12 protein-coding genes are annotated in these 15,474 nt (G+C 60.0%); 3 read left to right on the top strand and 9 right to left on the bottom strand.

From position 1 onward, the window contains the following. Window positions 1-10 precede the first annotated feature (10 nt). The 5 genes from ACR0CZ_RS18530 to ACR0CZ_RS18510 form a co-directional block, all read right to left on the bottom strand. Window positions 11-256, bottom strand: coding sequence for a MoaD/ThiS family protein (locus ACR0CZ_RS18530; RefSeq protein WP_170398411.1), 246 nt, complete (start codon window positions 254-256; stop codon window positions 11-13). Then, window positions 249-2,504: a xanthine dehydrogenase family protein molybdopterin-binding subunit gene (locus tag ACR0CZ_RS18525; RefSeq protein ID WP_480537251.1), complete on the bottom strand. Its 2,256-nt coding sequence runs from the start codon at window positions 2,502-2,504 to the stop codon at window positions 249-251. Before ACR0CZ_RS18525 ends, ACR0CZ_RS18530 begins: the two co-directional genes overlap by 8 nt. After that, on the bottom strand, window positions 2,504-2,983 hold the full coding sequence (locus ACR0CZ_RS18520) for a (2Fe-2S)-binding protein (RefSeq protein ID WP_170408211.1): 480 nt from the start codon (window positions 2,981-2,983) through the stop codon (window positions 2,504-2,506). The genes ACR0CZ_RS18525 and ACR0CZ_RS18520 overlap by 1 nt, the downstream gene beginning before the upstream one ends. Further along, window positions 2,980-3,846, bottom strand: coding sequence for an FAD binding domain-containing protein (locus tag ACR0CZ_RS18515; protein WP_170398402.1), 867 nt, complete (start codon window positions 3,844-3,846; stop codon window positions 2,980-2,982). Before ACR0CZ_RS18515 ends, ACR0CZ_RS18520 begins: the two co-directional genes overlap by 4 nt. 128 nt (window positions 3,847-3,974) lie before the next feature. Further along, a complete protein-coding gene (locus tag ACR0CZ_RS18510) occupies window positions 3,975-7,187 on the bottom strand; it encodes a reductive dehalogenase (protein ID WP_480537250.1) in 3,213 nt (1,070 codons plus the stop codon). Window positions 7,188-7,264: 77 nt separating this feature from the next. On the opposite strand from ACR0CZ_RS18510, the gene ACR0CZ_RS18505 reads away from it, so the two are divergent. Beyond that, window positions 7,265-8,167, top strand: coding sequence for a LysR family transcriptional regulator (locus tag ACR0CZ_RS18505; protein ID WP_170398397.1), 903 nt, complete (start codon window positions 7,265-7,267; stop codon window positions 8,165-8,167). Here ACR0CZ_RS18505 and ACR0CZ_RS18500 read toward each other — a convergent pair. Then, window positions 8,158-9,009, bottom strand: coding sequence for a LysR substrate-binding domain-containing protein (locus ACR0CZ_RS18500; RefSeq protein WP_170398394.1), 852 nt, complete (start codon window positions 9,007-9,009; stop codon window positions 8,158-8,160). The two genes, ACR0CZ_RS18505 and ACR0CZ_RS18500, sit on opposite strands and share 10 nt — an antisense overlap. Window positions 9,010-9,112: 103 nt before the next feature. Between ACR0CZ_RS18500 and ACR0CZ_RS18495 the strand changes: the two genes are divergently transcribed. Next, window positions 9,113-9,814: an SDR family oxidoreductase gene (locus ACR0CZ_RS18495; RefSeq protein WP_480504100.1), complete on the top strand. Its 702-nt coding sequence runs from the start codon at window positions 9,113-9,115 to the stop codon at window positions 9,812-9,814. A 2-nt stretch (window positions 9,815-9,816) separates the two neighbouring features. Here ACR0CZ_RS18495 and ACR0CZ_RS18490 read toward each other — a convergent pair whose 3' ends face one another. Genes ACR0CZ_RS18490 through ACR0CZ_RS18480 form a run of 3 tightly spaced genes read right to left on the bottom strand, consistent with a single transcriptional unit; the run spans window position 9,817 to window position 14,353 of the window. After that, window positions 9,817-11,088: an NAD(P)/FAD-dependent oxidoreductase gene (locus tag ACR0CZ_RS18490; protein WP_170398389.1), complete on the bottom strand. Its 1,272-nt coding sequence runs from the start codon at window positions 11,086-11,088 to the stop codon at window positions 9,817-9,819. Window positions 11,089-11,129: 41 nt separating this feature from the next. Continuing rightward, complete coding sequence (locus ACR0CZ_RS18485; protein WP_170398386.1) at window positions 11,130-12,164, bottom strand: ACP S-malonyltransferase; 1,035 nt, start codon at window positions 12,162-12,164, stop codon at window positions 11,130-11,132. Then, entirely contained in the window at window positions 12,161-14,353 is a 2,193-nt protein-coding gene (locus ACR0CZ_RS18480; protein ID WP_170398383.1) for a thiamine pyrophosphate-dependent enzyme, read from the bottom strand. Before ACR0CZ_RS18480 ends, ACR0CZ_RS18485 begins: the two co-directional genes overlap by 4 nt. Before the next feature lie 217 nt (window positions 14,354-14,570). On the opposite strand from ACR0CZ_RS18480, the gene ACR0CZ_RS18475 reads away from it, so the two are divergent. Then, window positions 14,571-15,470, top strand: coding sequence for a LysR substrate-binding domain-containing protein (locus ACR0CZ_RS18475; protein WP_170398380.1), 900 nt, complete (start codon window positions 14,571-14,573; stop codon window positions 15,468-15,470). Window positions 15,471-15,474 lie beyond the last annotated feature (4 nt).

Here is a 15,474-nt window from a genome sequence, read left to right as displayed (position 1 = left end):
CCTTTCGCCTTCAACCGCCCCTGAGACGCTGCATTAAATAAACTTCGGCACCTTCCGGAATCGGCTCGGACAGTCCGGTCGCGATGATGCGCCCGTCCAACGCCACCGAGACCCCCGCATCGATCGGTGCCTGCAGCCGGGGATGTACACGCACCAGTTCCTGCAGCAATTCGCCCGTGGTGGCGGCCTCAACCTCGACCACCTCGCGACCCCCGGTCAAAGACCGGAGGCTGGACCAGAGGTGGACCTCAACCATTGTCCTTGAGCGCGGCAAGAATGCGCGGCGGGGACATTGGCAGTTGCTTCAGGCGTACACCGGCCGCGTTGGAGACCGCGTTGGCGATGGCGGCCAAGGGCGGCACGATGCCGGTCTCTCCCACGCCGCGTACACCGAACGGGTGGCCGGGGTTGGGCACTTCGACAATCACCGTGTCGATCATCGGCAGATCGCTGGCGACCGGGATGCGGTAATCGAGGAAAATCGAGTTCTGCAAGCGGCCATCCTCACCATAGATATATTCCTCGTTCAGCGCCCAGCCGATGCCCTGCGCAGCTCCGCCCTGATACTGGCCTTCGACATAGGTCGGGTGGATTGCCTTGCCCGCGTCCTGAATGACCGTGTAGCGGGTGATGCTGGTCTTGCCGGTTTCCGGGTCGACCTCGGCATCCACGATATGGGTGCCAAAGGATACACCCGCGCCTTCCGGCGTGGCCTCGAAATGGCCCGAGATCGGGCCGCCGGTCGCGCCCATATGGGCGGTGATATCGGCCAGCGGGCGCGGATCGAAGTCACCGGCATTGGGGCCTGAGGGCACGGCACAGCCGTTCTCCCATTTCACCGCATCAACCGGGATTCCCCAACTGGCCGCTGCGCGGGCGCATAGCTGCTCGACCGCGTGGCGCGCCGCCTTGATTGTCGCCAGACCCGAGGCATAGGTCACGCGGCTGCCGTGGCTCACATCATTGTAACCCAGCGTTGCCGTATCGGCGACGGTGACGCGAATGTTCTCGTAGGGAATGCCCAGAACCTCGGCCGCCATCAGCGCCATTGACGCGCGTGATCCGCCGATATCCGGCGTACCGACCATGACTTGGGCCGAGCCGTCCTCGGACAGCGCCAGAGATACCGAGGTCTCACCACCATGGTTGAACCAGAACCCACAGGAAATCCCGCGCCCTTGCCCCGGCTTCAACGGGGCCGAGTAATGCGGATGCGCCTTGGCGGCCTCAAGCGTTTCGACAAGACCTATGCGCTCATAGGTCGGGCCATAGCTGGCTTTGGTGCCTTCATGCGCGGCGTTTTTTAGGCGCACATCCACCGGGTCGAGGCCGAGTTGATTGCACAGCTCATCCAGAACGGATTCGACCGCGAACGCACCCATCGGAGCGCCTGGCGCGCGATAGGCGGCCTGTTTCGGGCGGTTGGCCATTACGTCATAACCGACCTGGCGAACGTTGGTCAGGTTGTAGGGCGCAAAGGCACACATGGCGGTCATTTCGCCCGGCGCACCCGGGAAGGCACCGCCCTGCAGGCGGAAGATGCCTTCGGCTGCCGTGATGGTGCCGTCCTTCTTCATACCGATCTTGATATCCATCGACGCCGATGAGGTCGGGCCGGTCGCACGGAACACCTCGGACCGGGTCATCACGATCTTTACGGGGCGGTTGGCCTTGCGGCTGAGCGCCAAAGCAACCGGTTCGATGAACACAGTGGTCTTACCACCAAAGCCGCCCCCGATCTCAGACGCGGTCACACGCAGTTGTGAGGTTTCGATGCCCAGCAACGCCGCGCAGGTTTTCTGTGCGATCCAATGGCCTTGGGTGGTGCACCAAAGCTCACCTTTGCCGTCAGTACCCAGAGACCCCATGCAGGCATGAGGTTCAATGTAACCCTGATGGGTTGCCTCGGTAACGAAGCTGTCCTCAATTACCAGATCCGCCTCGGCAAATCCGGCTTCGACATCTCCGTGGCCGCTTTCGTGATAGCGCACCACGTTGGGGTGCATCCCCTCAGGCACCGAATAATCTGCCGCACCTTCGCGGATGACAGGCGCGTCCGGTGCCATCGCCTTGTCCACATCTGTGACGTGGAGCAAAACTTCATATTCAACCTCGATCAGCTTCAGCGCATCGCGCGCCGCCAAGGCTGATGTCGCTGCAACTGCTGCAATCGCGTGGCCGTCATACAGAGCCTTTTCGCCCGCCATGACATTTTCCAGCACGTTCCAGAATTCGCCTTCCAGCCCCGGCTTGAAGGGGACATCGGCGAAATCGGCGCGGGTAACAACGGCTTTGACGTCTTTGTGGGCCTCGGCCTTTGAAGCATCAATCTTGACGATCCGCGCATGGGCATGGGGTGAACGCAGGATAGCGCCATGCAACATGCCGGGGGCTGAGATATCCGCACCGAACTTGGCGCGGCCCGTCACCTTGTCCAGACCGTCAGGGCGGTCAGGGCGGGTGCCGACAAACGTGAAGTCAGATTTGCGATCGTCCAGTGCCATTACGAAGCCTCCCGCATCTCAGCCGCCGTATCCATCACGGCGCGAATAATCTTGTCATAGCCAGTGCAGCGGCAGAGATTGCCTGCCAGCCAGTACCGGGTTTCCTCTTCGGTGGGATTGGGGTTCTTTTCCAGCAGCGACTTGGCCGCCACCAGAATGCCCGGGGTACAGATGCCGCATTGCAGGGCGGCATACTCGATCATCTTCTTTTGCAGCGGATGCAGGACGTCGCCGTCCGCGATCCCTTCAACCGTTTCGATCTGCTTACCTTCAGCCTCGACGCCCAACATCAGGCATGAACACACAAGACGGCCATCGACGCTGACCGAACAAGCACCGCAATCGCCGGTGCCGCAGCCCTCTTTCGCGCCGGTCAGGTTCAGCTTGTCGCGCAGACAGTCCAGCAGGGTTTCGCGTGGGTCGCAGAGGTATTCAACCGCGTCCCCATTTACGGTGGTGGATACGTGGAACTTACTCATACGTCTTCTCCCTTTGCGCGGGCATAGGCGATTTTTGCGGCGCGCTTGGCCAGAACGCCAGCAACTTCGGTGCGGAATGCAATAGTGCCGCGTTTGTCATCAATGGGGTTGCAGGCAGCCGAGGCCGCTGCAGCGAGCGCGTCCAGCGCCGCGTCATCCAACGCGCTGCCAATCAGCGCTTTGGCGCAGTCTTCAACCAGCAAGACGGTTGGTGCGACAGCCCCCAGTGAGACGCGCGCCTCGGTGATGGTATCGCCATCCAGTCGTAAGTTTACGCCCACACCAACCACCGCGATATCCATCTCGGTGCGCGGGATAAAGCGCAGATAGGCGTCACCGGCGTTGTCGCCACGCGCTGGAATGTTGACCGCCGAGATCAGTTCGCCTTTGGCCAGTGAGGTCTTGCCGGGTCCCGTCGGGATGTCTTCGACCGCCACCTCTCGTGTGCCGTCCGGGCCCGTCACGGTGACTGTAACGCCTGCCGCAACCATCGCTGGCACCGAGTCCGCCGCCGGAGAGCCATTGCACAGATTCCCGGTCAGCGTCGCACGCCCCTGTACCTGAGTCGATCCAATCAGGTCCATCGCCTCGACCACACCCGGCCAATCGCGGCCCAACGCGGCGTGCTCGCTCATCTCGGCACCGGTCGCGGCGACGCCCAGAGTCCAGCTGCCATCGGCATTGCGGGTAATTTCGCTAACGCCGTCGATCTTCTTGATGTCGATCAGCGTATCGGGCGTCACCAATTCCGAGCGCAACTGCACCAGCACATCGGTGCCGCCTGCCAGAAACCGAGTGATGCCCGTTGCATTTGCGGCCAGAGCCGACGCCTCGGCAAAGCTGGCGGGGCTGTGATAATCCATGAAAGTACCTCGCACCTGTTGATCAGGATAGACTGGGGTTCGCCGGGGACGTTAGTGCAGCAAGTCGGCGGCGTCCATGGCTGGAACGACCAATTTTTGGGATTCAAAATTCGTTTTATCGAGAGCAATCACAGATCGATCTCGATCACCCCGTCTGCCCGGGCCGCCCGGCTTTGGCACAGTATGATCGCACCTTCGCGTTGTTTGTTGGACAAAACGAAATCGCGGTGTTCGATATCACCTGAAATCACGTCACATTTGCAGACCCCGCAGATCCCATCAGCGCATTTCACATCCACGTGAAAGCCCGCCTCATTAAGTACCTGCGCCGCATCTTTGTCAGCGGGTACAGTCAACTCCCGACCCGATTTCGCCAATTTCAGAGTGAACGGATGGTTCTCATATTCGGGCTGTTCCGGCACCGAGAAATATTCGAGATGCCGTGCACCTTCCGGAAACCCCTGCCGTTCGGCTGCGTGAATGACGCCGTCCATATAGCGGTCAGGGCCGCAGGTATAAACGTGCCATCCGTCCTGATATCCGCCCAGAACGGCCTCCAGATCGGCCCGTGTGCCCTCGTCCGAGAAGTGATAGTGCACGTGATCGGCCCATGGCACAGCCGCCAGATCATCCAGATATCCGGCACCTGCTCGTGTGCTGGCGGAATAGTGTAACTCGAACGGTTTGCCCATCGCATACAGTCGGTGGGCAAAAGCAATCATCGGCGTGATGCCAATACCACCGCCCATCAGGAAGGTTTTGGTTGCAGTCTCGTCCAGCTCAAAATGGTTTATCGGCTTTGAGATGAAGACCTTGCGCCCTTCGTTGAAGATGCGGTGCAGCAAGGCCGAGCCGCCGCGCCCCTCATCCTCGCGCAGCACGCCGATCTGATAAGTGTTGCGGTCGGAGGGATCGCCCGACATCGAGTACTGCCGCAGGAATTCGGGCGAAACCAGCACGTCCAGATGCGCACCCGCCGTCCATTTCGGCAAGGGCGCACCGTCGAGGGTTGAGAACTCGTACTTGGTGACATCCGAGGTCATCTTGTCGACCTTGGTTAATTCCACCCGCATCACCGGGGCGTCCCCTGCGACCTGATAACGGTGGATCACAGACATATCGCCGGCCGCTTTGCGCGCTTTGTAGTCTTCAGCTGTGACCATCGCCTCATAGGCGGCAATTCCGGCTTCCCGGTCCATGTTGAAGGGATAGGGCCATGGGTGCGGTGCGAGCGGAGCGGGGTAGACAGCAAGCGTCTGATCCTCGTACTTCAAATCGAGGTCTTTTTGTAGGTCCCGCCGGTTCAATGGGTGCTGCGACGGGCGATAGGCTCCGTCGGCTTCCAGTTCGATATCCCACCACCATTTCTTGGTGTCATTCAGACCACCATTACCGACGGCGTCATCCAGTTTGGCCAATGCAGGCGCGGCCTGCGGAATATTCATCGCGGCCCATCGGAACGGGCGTTCCTTGAATATACCTTCGAGATTCCATGGGCAGGTCTTCATGCATCGTCCGCACATCGCCCCCCCGGGCGTGGTGATACGGTAAGTGGCGCATTTCTGGCTGTCGGATTTCCAGATTTCATAGCCGTTGAACATCAGCTTTGGCCCGGCAGTGATCGCGCCCGAAGGGCATTCCCGAGCGCATTTGTTGCAGCTTTCGCAAAACGTCTGAAGGCCGAAATCGATGGGTGTGTCATGCGTCATCGGCATGTCGGTTGTCACGACACCGGATTTCAGGCGCGGGCCAAGATAGGGGTTCAGGATCACCTCACCGATCCGACTGACCTCGCCCAACCCCGACAACAGCAGCAGCGGCGGTTGCAGCACCTCGCCATCCATCACCGTATGCGCCTTGGCCTTGTAGCCGAGATTTCGGATTTGCTGCGCGATCACGCCCCCCAGCAGTGAAAACCGCAGATAGGCGCGCATGGATTGGGCGACGCTGATCCAGTCATCGCCGCTGGCACCTTCCATCGTCTCATAGCCCTGGTCGATGATCATGCTGATCGCCTGATCATGGGGTGGAACGATTTCGTCTCCGGTGGCGTCATGGGAATACCAGCTCCACTCGGGGCACCGGCTGAGCCCGACCGCGTCGACCCCAAGGAAATAGGTTGCAGCCTTGATATTCGCGGCATTTCTTTCGGTATCTGTGGGCTGTACAGCCTCGGCGCTGTCACCGTCCTGCAGCAAAACAAATGCGCCCAGCGCGCGGCGTTGGGCGAAGCTGGGGGCGGATTTGCGCACGTAATGCCCGCCCTTTGTCGCATCCTGCAGCGATCTTCCCATGTCGCCGAACTGAGCCCGCGCAAACATGTCTGCGCGTTTGGGCACCCGGGCTACGTTTTGCTCGTCGATATAGGTGGTCGGTGTTTCGACTCGTTTGAGGTTTTCAAAAGGATGTGCGCCGTCCACATAGCGCCGCTTGGCATAGGCATCCCGGTTCACAGCGTTCTTGGCGAAGCCTGCACCCAGCCACCATGCAGGTCCTTGCGTGCGGAACCACGGTTGTTCGGCCAGCGGTCGCAAGGGTCGGTCATGCGCGATCTCCATTTCGGTGGTCACAGCGGCCAAACCGAACCGCTTGCCCAGCCACGGCACCACAACCGCGCCGTCCTCGACCGAGGCCAGTCCCGCCGAGACCGCCAGCTTGCCCAGATCGACCTCGGACGACATTGCCGTATGCGCACGCGCATCGAAGCCCAGCAGGCGGATGTAATTGGCAATGACCACCGCATTCTCGGTCGCCAGCAGGCACGCACGATGATCCTGCGCATCGCCGATCCAGTCTGTGCCCGGCTCTGACGGCTCAGGGTCGCGATTGAATTCATAGAGGAACACAATCGCATGACGATGAGAGTCGATGGGTTTCGGCGCGGTCTCCATGCTTTCTTTCAGGTCCGCCATGATCACGTCGATGCCCGAGGCAAGTGTCTTGGTCTGCCGCGTCCTGAGCGCATGTGCCAGCCGGTCGATATCCGGGTTGCGCCGAGGCTCAGCCAACATCGCCTCCGCGGGTAGCGGCCCGCAGCCCATCATCGACGCATCGTTGAAATAGCCAAACGCTTTCAGATGGTTGGCACGATCTGCTGGGTTGGCAGGAATTTCCGATGCGACGGGGTTCACAAATCCATCCCGGATTGCGTCCATCATCGCCTGAAACTCGCCCATCGCATTCACGATGCTTTCAGGCTGCTCGGGCCTGCGAAAGCTAAGCGCACACATCGGTTCGACCTGCGCCAGATCAGGCATCCGATCCTGCCGCGCCAGCCGTTCCAGCGGGAACGGACCCATGTGAACAGGTCTGTTCTTGTCCGAGAAAAAGCGGATCCCCATCGCGCGCCTCCAGTTAGCTGCCCTTTCCCCTACCCCGGCATGGACACCAAATCCATTCATGAATAATCATAAATGGTATGAGCAGAATTGATTTCACAGATCTGGACGGCAAGGTCCTACGGGTGTTCCTGACGATACTCGAAGAAAGCTCGGTGTCGAAAGCTGCCGACCGGTTAGGGGTGACGCAATCGGCCATCAGCCATACGCTGGGCAAGTTGCGGCAAGTGCTGGGCGATCCACTATTTGTCCGATCCGGACAGGGGCTGACCCCGACCGAGCGCGCTTTGTCGCTGAAAGAGCCGGTGCAACAGGTGCTGGACAACATGCGCGCCCTGACCGAAGGTCGCCCGTTTGATCCGCTGTCCGAACAGATGGACATTCAGATCGCCACCAACGACATGCCGCGCGAGTTGATCTTTCCCGAACTTCTGCGGGCGACACGCGCCGAAGGCGTCAGGTTGCGGCTGGAGTTCATCCCGTCGGGTGTTCCCGACCCGGACTTGCTGCGCAGCGACCGGTGTCAATTGATGCTCACCCCGCTGCCACCGGACGGGCCGGATATCTTTCAGAAGCGGCTGATCACCAGCCCGTTGTTGGTATTCTATGATGCCGCTCACCGTGATCCGCCTGAGGATTGGCAATCCTATTGCAACAGCGACCATGTCGAGGTGCGCTTTGCAGACGGCCGCAATGCCCGCGCCGTGATGCGCGGCGTGGATCAGAGCCAGATCAGACCGCCCGTCGTAACCCTGCCGCATTTCAACGCGATCCCGCCATTCGTGAAAGGCAGCGACCTGATCTCGACCGATACGGAGTTGATGAAATGCGGGCCGCTTGCCACGCTGGACAGTGCGCCACTGCCGTTCAAATGCGAAGCAGTGTCAATCTATATGGTCTGGCACCAACGCTCGGCCAACGACCCGGCACATCGTTGGTTACGCGACCGGATCGACGCGATTGCGGCCTCGCTTCAGACCTGAGATAGCAACCAGTCGCGCATCTGTTTCACCAGCTCCGGTTGGCGCGGTTTCTGCGGGGTGACGATGAAAAAGCTCAAATCGTCAACCAGCACCTCAGAGAGCGGCTGCACCAACCGACCCGAAGCCAGTTCCGCAGACACAAGTGGCGCATTGGCCAGCGCAAAGCCTTGCCCCGAGACAGCGGCGTCTATCGCCAGACTTGTCTGGCTGAAACTCATCATCCGCGGCTTCCCCTCGACCCCGGCGCGTTCAAGAAACAACGGCCACAGCCCATGGGAATCGCTGAGCAAAACGTGTTGCATCAGGTCGTCTGGACCTGAAATTTGCGATGCGAGGTCCGGACTGCCCACGACAACGAATTCGGTCGAGAACAAAGGTGTTGCTTGCAGATCTCGAGCAACCGGTGAACGGCTCTGGCGTACTGCAATATCGATTCCATCAGACTGGAAATCCGCCAACCGCTCGCGCGCGTCAACCTGCACCGAGATATCGGGATGGCGGGTCACAAAATCATTCAGACGCGGCACCAGCCATTTTGAGGCAAAGCTGGGCGTGACCGAGATCGTGATCTGCCGCTGATCAGCCAGCTCATCGACAGCCTCTTCAATCAGCCGAAACGCCCGACGCAGCGGCGCGTGGAACCGACGCCCCGCTTCGGTCAAGCGCAACCCACGTGGTAGTCGTTCAAAGAGTGCAGTGCCCAGCCGCGCCTCCAACCCCCGCACCTGCTGCGCAACGGCCCCTTGGGTTACGCCGATTTCTTCCGCAGCCAAGCGAAAGTTCAAGTGGCGTGCCGAGGCCTCAAAGGCGCGCATCGCATTGAGAGGTGGAAGAGCGGGCATAACTAGACTGTAGATTTTCTACAGCCTATGCGCAATAGAACTGATTGGTCAAAGTGAACGCTGCCAGCCATCTTTATACCAAACATCGCAAAGGAGCGTGAAGATGGAAAAAGTAGCTTTGATCACGGCAGGCGGCAGCGGTATGGGCGCGGATTCCGCGCGCAGATTGGCGGCGGATGGTTTCAAAGTCGGCATCCTGTCCTCGTCAGGCAAGGGTGAGGCGCTGGCGCATGAGTTGGGTGGCGTGGGCATCACGGGCTCGAACCAGTCGAATGATGACCTGCAGAAACTGGTCGATGCTGCAATGTCCCATTGGGGGCGGATCGATGTGCTGGTGAACTCAGCCGGGCACGGACCCCGCGCAGCGGTGCTGGAGCTGACCGATGAGGATTGGCACACCGGCATGGATGTCTATTTCATGAATGCCGTCCGACCGACCCGACTGGTGACCCCGATCATGCAAACGCAGGGCGGTGGATCGATCATCAACATCTCAACCTTTGCTGCGTTTGAACCGGACCCGGTTTTTCCTACCTCGGGCGTATTCCGCGCCGGGCTGGCGGCGTTTACCAAGCTGTTCTCGGACAAATACGCCGCCGACAACATCCGCATGAACAACGTCTTGCCCGGGTTCATCGACAGCCTTCCGGAAAAAGAAGAGTTCCGCACACGCATCCCGATGGGCCGCTACGGGCGCAGCTATGATGAGATCGCCTCGGTCGTGGCTATGCTCGCCTCCGAAGGCGGAGGCTACATAACCGGGCAGAACATCCGCGTCGATGGCGGCATCACCCGGTCTGTCTGAATTCAGAACCGCGCCTTAACAAAATGCGTCAGCGCCGCGCCGGTTTCGAAGAAAGCGCGGCGTAGGCCAGTCCAGTTTTCGCTATACTCAGCCACTGACGGAACCGGCAGCAAGGACGGATCGTCCTTGAGCAGACTTTTGGCCATCAAACGCCCGAACACGGTGCCCGGCCCGATCCCACGCCCCGAGAACCCATGCGCGGCTAACGCATTTGGACCGATCAGAGTGATTTTGGGAATATGATCCGAAGTCATGGCAATCCGCCCATGCCAGCCCTCAATCAACGGCTGATCCGCCAATTGCGGATAAAGTGCAGCCATTTTGCGCTTGATCCAGGATTTGTGTGCAAATCCTCCGGCGCTGTTTAGGTCGCCCATACCGCCAATGATAAACCGTCCTGCCTGGTCCAAACGGAAGGATGTCATGATCAGGCCGGTATCCCAGCATCCCTCTGCTTTAGGCAATATGCTGGCCCGCAGGTTATGGGACAGCGGCGCGGTGGCGTATTGGAAGTAGTAGACCGGCACATAGTCTGGTGCCGTATCAGCAATGCCCTGATGATAAGCGTTGGTCGCCTGAATAACCGATCTTGCGCGTACGGTTCCATCATCCCCCTGCAGCACCCAAACCCCGGCTTCCTGCCGCAAAGATCGAATCGGGCTTTGCGTATATATCTGCGCCCCCGCATTCTGTGCGGCGCGGGCCAGTCCCACCGCATAGCCCAGCGGCTGAATTGTACCCGCGCGGGGGTCAAACAATGCGCCGTGGACTGCCGGGCTGCCCGTCCGCTGGCGCGACGCATCAGGATCGAGCAATTCGACCGACGCACCAGAAGCGCTCAGCTGTGCGTGGCGTGTACGCAAATCACCAAAGCCCGAGGCCGAATGAGCACAATGCAACGTGCCCTGCCGCTCAGGCTCGCAGTCAATCCCGTGCGCTTCAATCAACTCGAACACGTCTGACGGCGCGTTAGCCAGCAGATCGATCAACCGATCCCCCGCCATTTGCCCCAGATGCGACCGAATTTGATCGGGTGGCAGCCAAAGCCCTGCGTTGACGAGACCGACATTCCGCCCCGATCCACCATGGCCGATCTGATGCGCTTCGAGCAGGCACACCGAAGCCCCCGCTTTTGCTGCGGTCAAGGCCGCAGAACACCCGGTGTAACCACCGCCGATCACGGCAAGATCAACGCTTACGTCATCAGACAGCTTTTGCGTGTCGATACGCTCGCGACAGGTCTGCCGCCATAACGATTGATCATAGTCGCGCATGCCCGGGCCTCGCCAAAGTTTCGCCGATCATCAGGCTGGTCTCAGTTGGTTGCAAGGGCGCGCTGGTCAGCCCGCCCCATGGCGATGAGGAATGGATCCGCCTCCTGATGCGACTGGAATGACGCCTTGTCGGTCATGCCCCGCCAGCGCCCCAGTGTTAGTGACTGCGCCACCGCGCCGCTCAGCGTTGCACCTGGGCCGGTGACGATGAACAGATCGGGCGCGAACTCGCGTGCGGCCGTCTGGATCGCATGGGTGAAGTCATAGGTCTCGGTCACCTGATGGCCCAGCGTGTAGTCCCACAACTCACTCGTGTCAGTTGCGCCGGGCCACCAGATTTTGCCACGCCCGTCAATCATCGGGAACTTGGGCTGAGCAAAAAGATCAGAACTCAATTGCGCCCGACCTTCCGCCGCCACCGGGGCCTGCAGCGCCGTATGAAAGGCGGCGTGATTGGCCAGCCGCAATGGGAACCGATCCTGCACGGTGGGGTGTGCCGCCTCAAACGCCGTCAGACCCGCCTCATTGCCTGCCAATACCAGCATCCCGCCCAGATCGATGGAAAGCGCCAGAGTGTGATCGTGCAACGCATTGATCCTCGCCACCTCATCCAGCAATGCGGCTTTGCGGGCAGGATCATTCGCCCATGTCTCATCGACGAATGGGTAAACCAGTTGACCGCCGATCAGGTGCTTCTGCATCAGCGTGCCCATCGTATTGACCACGCGAAACCCGTTCCCAGGGGTCAATGCCCCTGCGGTGGCCAGCGCAATATACCAGCCCATCGAGTTACCAGTGACGGCGACGACTTCAATATCGTTGGCCAATGCCTGCGCATCGGCCAACGCGGCAGCATAGATCAGGGGTGAGGCCACATCGCCGCGCGAGTACTTCCCGACGCTAAAGCGATCAGCCCCATCCAAGGCAGTAATCGCATCCTGTCCGGTTCCGGCGCGAATGGCGTCGAAGCTGCGGAACAAGTCCATACGATCCGAATGATGTTGGTGCAGATAGCCCAGCTCAGGCTTGTTATAAGTGCCCCGGCCCGGGCAGATCACAACGGCGGTGCGGGTCATGAGGCTGCTCCTGTCAAAGCCAGCGCTGCGGCAACGATACCGTCTTTCGAAGGAAGAGGTGCGGCATAGGCGGGGCCAGTTGCAATAAAGCAATCCTCGGCCACAACGCGGGCAGTTCGGGTAGAAGAACTTTGTTCGGCGAAGAAAGTCATCAGCGCTTCGGACTGACTGCCGGTCTTGCGGCATTCGTCGACGATCAAAACATGCGCGCATGTTTTGGTGGCTTCGCGCAAAGCCTCAACCGGCAGAGGAGCTAGCCAACGCATATCGATAATCCGGGTTTTCAGACCCGCCGCCTCAATTTCGGGCAGGGCCTGTTGCGACAGGTAATGCCCGTTGCCATAGGTCACGATGGCGAGATCGGTGCCGTCCCCCTGTACTCCCACATCGCCCAGCGCAATTTTCTGATCCCGCGCAGGATAGATGGTCATCCACCCGCCATCCTGCGCCGCATGCAGATCGCGCATCGGGTAGAGTGCGATCGGTTCAAGAAACACCACGACCCGCTGCTCTTCGCGCGCCAACCGCACGCATTCGCGCAGCATCAGTGCTGCATCGGCCCCGGTCGACGGGCAGGCGATGATGACACCAGGGATATCCCGCAAGACGGCCAGAGAGTTGTCGTTATGGAAATGTCCGCCAAAGCCCTTCTGATATCCGAGCCCAGCAATCCTCAGCACCATCGGGTTGGTGAACTGCCCGTTCGAGAAGAACGGCAGGGTTGCCGCCTCCCCCCTGATCTGATCCTCGGCATTGTGCAGATATGCCAGAAACTGGATCTCGGGGATCGGGATGAAACCGTTATGGCCCATACCGATCGCGAGACCCAGAATGGACTGTTCATCCAGCAGCGTATCAATCACGCGGTCCGGACCAAAGCGTTGCTGCAGCTTTTGTGTGACGCCATAGACGCCACCTTTGCGGCCCACATCTTCGCCCATGCAAACGATCTCGGCATGTTCCAACATCAGATCGGTCAGCGCCCAGTTGATCAGGCGGCTGAGCGGCTGCGGCTCATCCATCGCGCGCATATCTGCGCCAAAGGTCTTCGCACGCGCCTCAGCGCTCGGGCCGTTGGTCGCTTTACAAGGGCGCTTAGGCGGGATCAGGCTTGCCATCACTTCGGCCGCATTGGCCAGATGGGGACGGCTGGCAGCCTCTGTAGCCACACGATCCGTTCGGGTGCAGGTATCGCTGTAGATTTTTAACGCCTGATCCGGCGACAATGCATCCGCCTGATCCAGCAGTCGTACGGTGTGCAAAAGCGGATCATTGGCCTCATCCGCCTCAACCTCAGTTTTCGGCAGATAGGTCGTGGGCACATCCGCCCCGGCATGGCCATAAAGCCGCACGGTTCTGAGATGCAGGAAGGCCGGTTTCCTGCGCTTGCGGACATAATCTGCAGCCTCTTTCGCGACCGCATGGGTTTCATAAATGTCCAACCCATTGGCCTGAAAATACTTGATCCCCGGACGATGCTCCATCGACGCCTGAATCCAGCCCTTGGGCGTTTTGACCGAAATTCCGATCCCGTTGTCTTCACACACGAACAGCAGCGGCAGCGGCGTCGATTGCACACTGGTCCAGCCTGCCGTGTTGATCGCCCCCTGCGCGGTGGAGTGATTGGCCGAAGCATCCCCAAATGAACACATCGCAATCCCGTCTTCCGGCAACACGCGATGTTCGGGCGCATGTCGCCGGGCTGCCCCCAGCGCATAAGCCGCACCAACGGCTTTGGGCAAATGGCTGGCGATGGTCGAGGTCTGCGGCGGGATCATCAGCGCCCTTGATCCCAACACCTTGTGCCGCCCGCCCGAGGTCGGGTCCTCTTTCGAGCACGCAAAGCTGAGCAGCATATCCCACGCGATCTGCTGGCCCGGCACCTGTTCGGCGCGCGCGATCTGAAACGCAGCATCCCGGTAATGCAGAAAGGCAATATCGCTTGGGCGCAATGCGTGCGCGACGGCGGCCATCCCTTCGTGGCCAGATGAGCCGATGGTGTAGAACCCCTGCCCTGCCTTCTGCATCGCCCGGCTGGTCCGATCCAACGCGCGGCTGAGAACTTGCGACCGGAATAGTGAAACGGCTTCAGAATCGCCCAGACCGACGCGCGGCGGGGCTCCGTCGGGAAAATCACGATTTGCGACACGGGTCAGGAAATTCTCATGTACGATCTGGGCGCGGTCCATGTCTCTCGCTTTTGTCTTGTTGGTGTCATCGGCCTTGGGGAACCTCTGCGCGGGCGCGACCCGCTTGCTGATTTGTCCCGCGCTCCGACGTGAATTTCAAGATCGCGGATGGTACGGCACCCGCTCGACCACAAAAGTGATGTGGCGCACCACTCATCGCTCTGGCGGTAGGAAAAAACCAGTGCTATTGCGTTCAATAGGTATGAGGAATTGTCATATGATTGCACCCCGCCGTTTCTTGCCTTCAATCTCGTCCTTGCTTGCGCTTGAAGCCGTAGATCGGCTGGGCAGCGCATCTGCTGCTGCGGCTGAGCTGTCCTTGACACAAAGCGCGATCAGCCGGCAATTGAAGACGATGGAGGATCAGCTGGGCGTGCAATTGATTGAGCGCAGCCAGATGCGATTGCACTTGACGCCAGCAGCCAAAGACTATGTGCAAACCGCAAGGTCTGCTGTTCAGGATCTGGCGCAGGCCGCACTGAAACTCAAAGCCAACCCGGCGGGTGGGTCACTTGATCTATCGATCCTTCCCGCGTTCGGCATGCATTGGCTGGCACCCCGCCTTCAGGATTTTGCGCGACGGCACCCTGAGGTCACCGTCAATCTGGGGACCCGCCTCAAACCGTTTGATTTCATGTCTGAACCATTTGATGCCGCGATCCATTTCGGTCAGCAAGACTGGGCGGGCGTTCAGTATTTACCGATCATGCGGGAAGAAGTCCTGCCCGTCTGCGCCCCTGCCCTTACCGCTGTCAATTTCAATAGCTTGGGTGCTCTCCGCGCCGCGCCACTGCTGCATCTGGAGTCGCGTCCGGATGCCTGGGAGCGCTGGTTTGAGATACAGGGCCAGCCCGTCACCGGCCTACGGGGAATGCTGTTCGATCAGTTTTCGACCATGATTCAGGCCACGATTCATGGGTTGGGCGTGGCTCTGTTACCGTCATATCTGGTGCAGGATGATTTGCGCACCGGGCGGCTTGTCCAGGCATGGGACGGGCCGCGCGTGAGCCTTGGCAGCTATTATCTGGTCTGGCCGAATGACCGCTCGATGCCCGAGCCGTTACGGTCTTTCCAAGCCTGGATCAGTGAACAGATTTGGGCAGACGCCCACGCCTAACGCA

Source organism: Ruegeria sp. H9 (genome assembly GCF_056532915.1).
Note: the sequence above shows the minus strand (reverse complement) of the source record. Positions and strands in the feature narration are given on the sequence as shown.

Coding starts and splice junctions, on each gene's coding strand:
- ACR0CZ_RS18530 (WP_170398411.1), bottom strand. CDS start 256: ATGGTTGAGGTCCACCTCTGGTCCAGCCTCCGGTCTTTGACCGGGGGT.
- ACR0CZ_RS18525 (WP_480537251.1), bottom strand. CDS start 2,504: ATGGCACTGGACGATCGCAAATCTGACTTCACGTTTGTCGGCACCCGC.
- ACR0CZ_RS18520 (WP_170408211.1), bottom strand. CDS start 2,983: ATGAGTAAGTTCCACGTATCCACCACCGTAAATGGGGACGCGGTTGAA.
- ACR0CZ_RS18515 (WP_170398402.1), bottom strand. CDS start 3,846: ATGGATTATCACAGCCCCGCCAGCTTTGCCGAGGCGTCGGCTCTGGCC.
- ACR0CZ_RS18510 (WP_480537250.1), bottom strand. CDS start 7,187: ATGGGGATCCGCTTTTTCTCGGACAAGAACAGACCTGTTCACATGGGT.
- ACR0CZ_RS18505 (WP_170398397.1), top strand. CDS start 7,265: ATGAGCAGAATTGATTTCACAGATCTGGACGGCAAGGTCCTACGGGTG.
- ACR0CZ_RS18500 (WP_170398394.1), bottom strand. CDS start 9,009: ATGCCCGCTCTTCCACCTCTCAATGCGATGCGCGCCTTTGAGGCCTCG.
- ACR0CZ_RS18495 (WP_480504100.1), top strand. CDS start 9,113: ATGGAAAAAGTAGCTTTGATCACGGCAGGCGGCAGCGGTATGGGCGCG.
- ACR0CZ_RS18490 (WP_170398389.1), bottom strand. CDS start 11,088: ATGCGCGACTATGATCAATCGTTATGGCGGCAGACCTGTCGCGAGCGT.
- ACR0CZ_RS18485 (WP_170398386.1), bottom strand. CDS start 12,164: ATGACCCGCACCGCCGTTGTGATCTGCCCGGGCCGGGGCACTTATAAC.
- ACR0CZ_RS18480 (WP_170398383.1), bottom strand. CDS start 14,353: ATGGACCGCGCCCAGATCGTACATGAGAATTTCCTGACCCGTGTCGCA.
- ACR0CZ_RS18475 (WP_170398380.1), top strand. CDS start 14,571: ATGATTGCACCCCGCCGTTTCTTGCCTTCAATCTCGTCCTTGCTTGCG.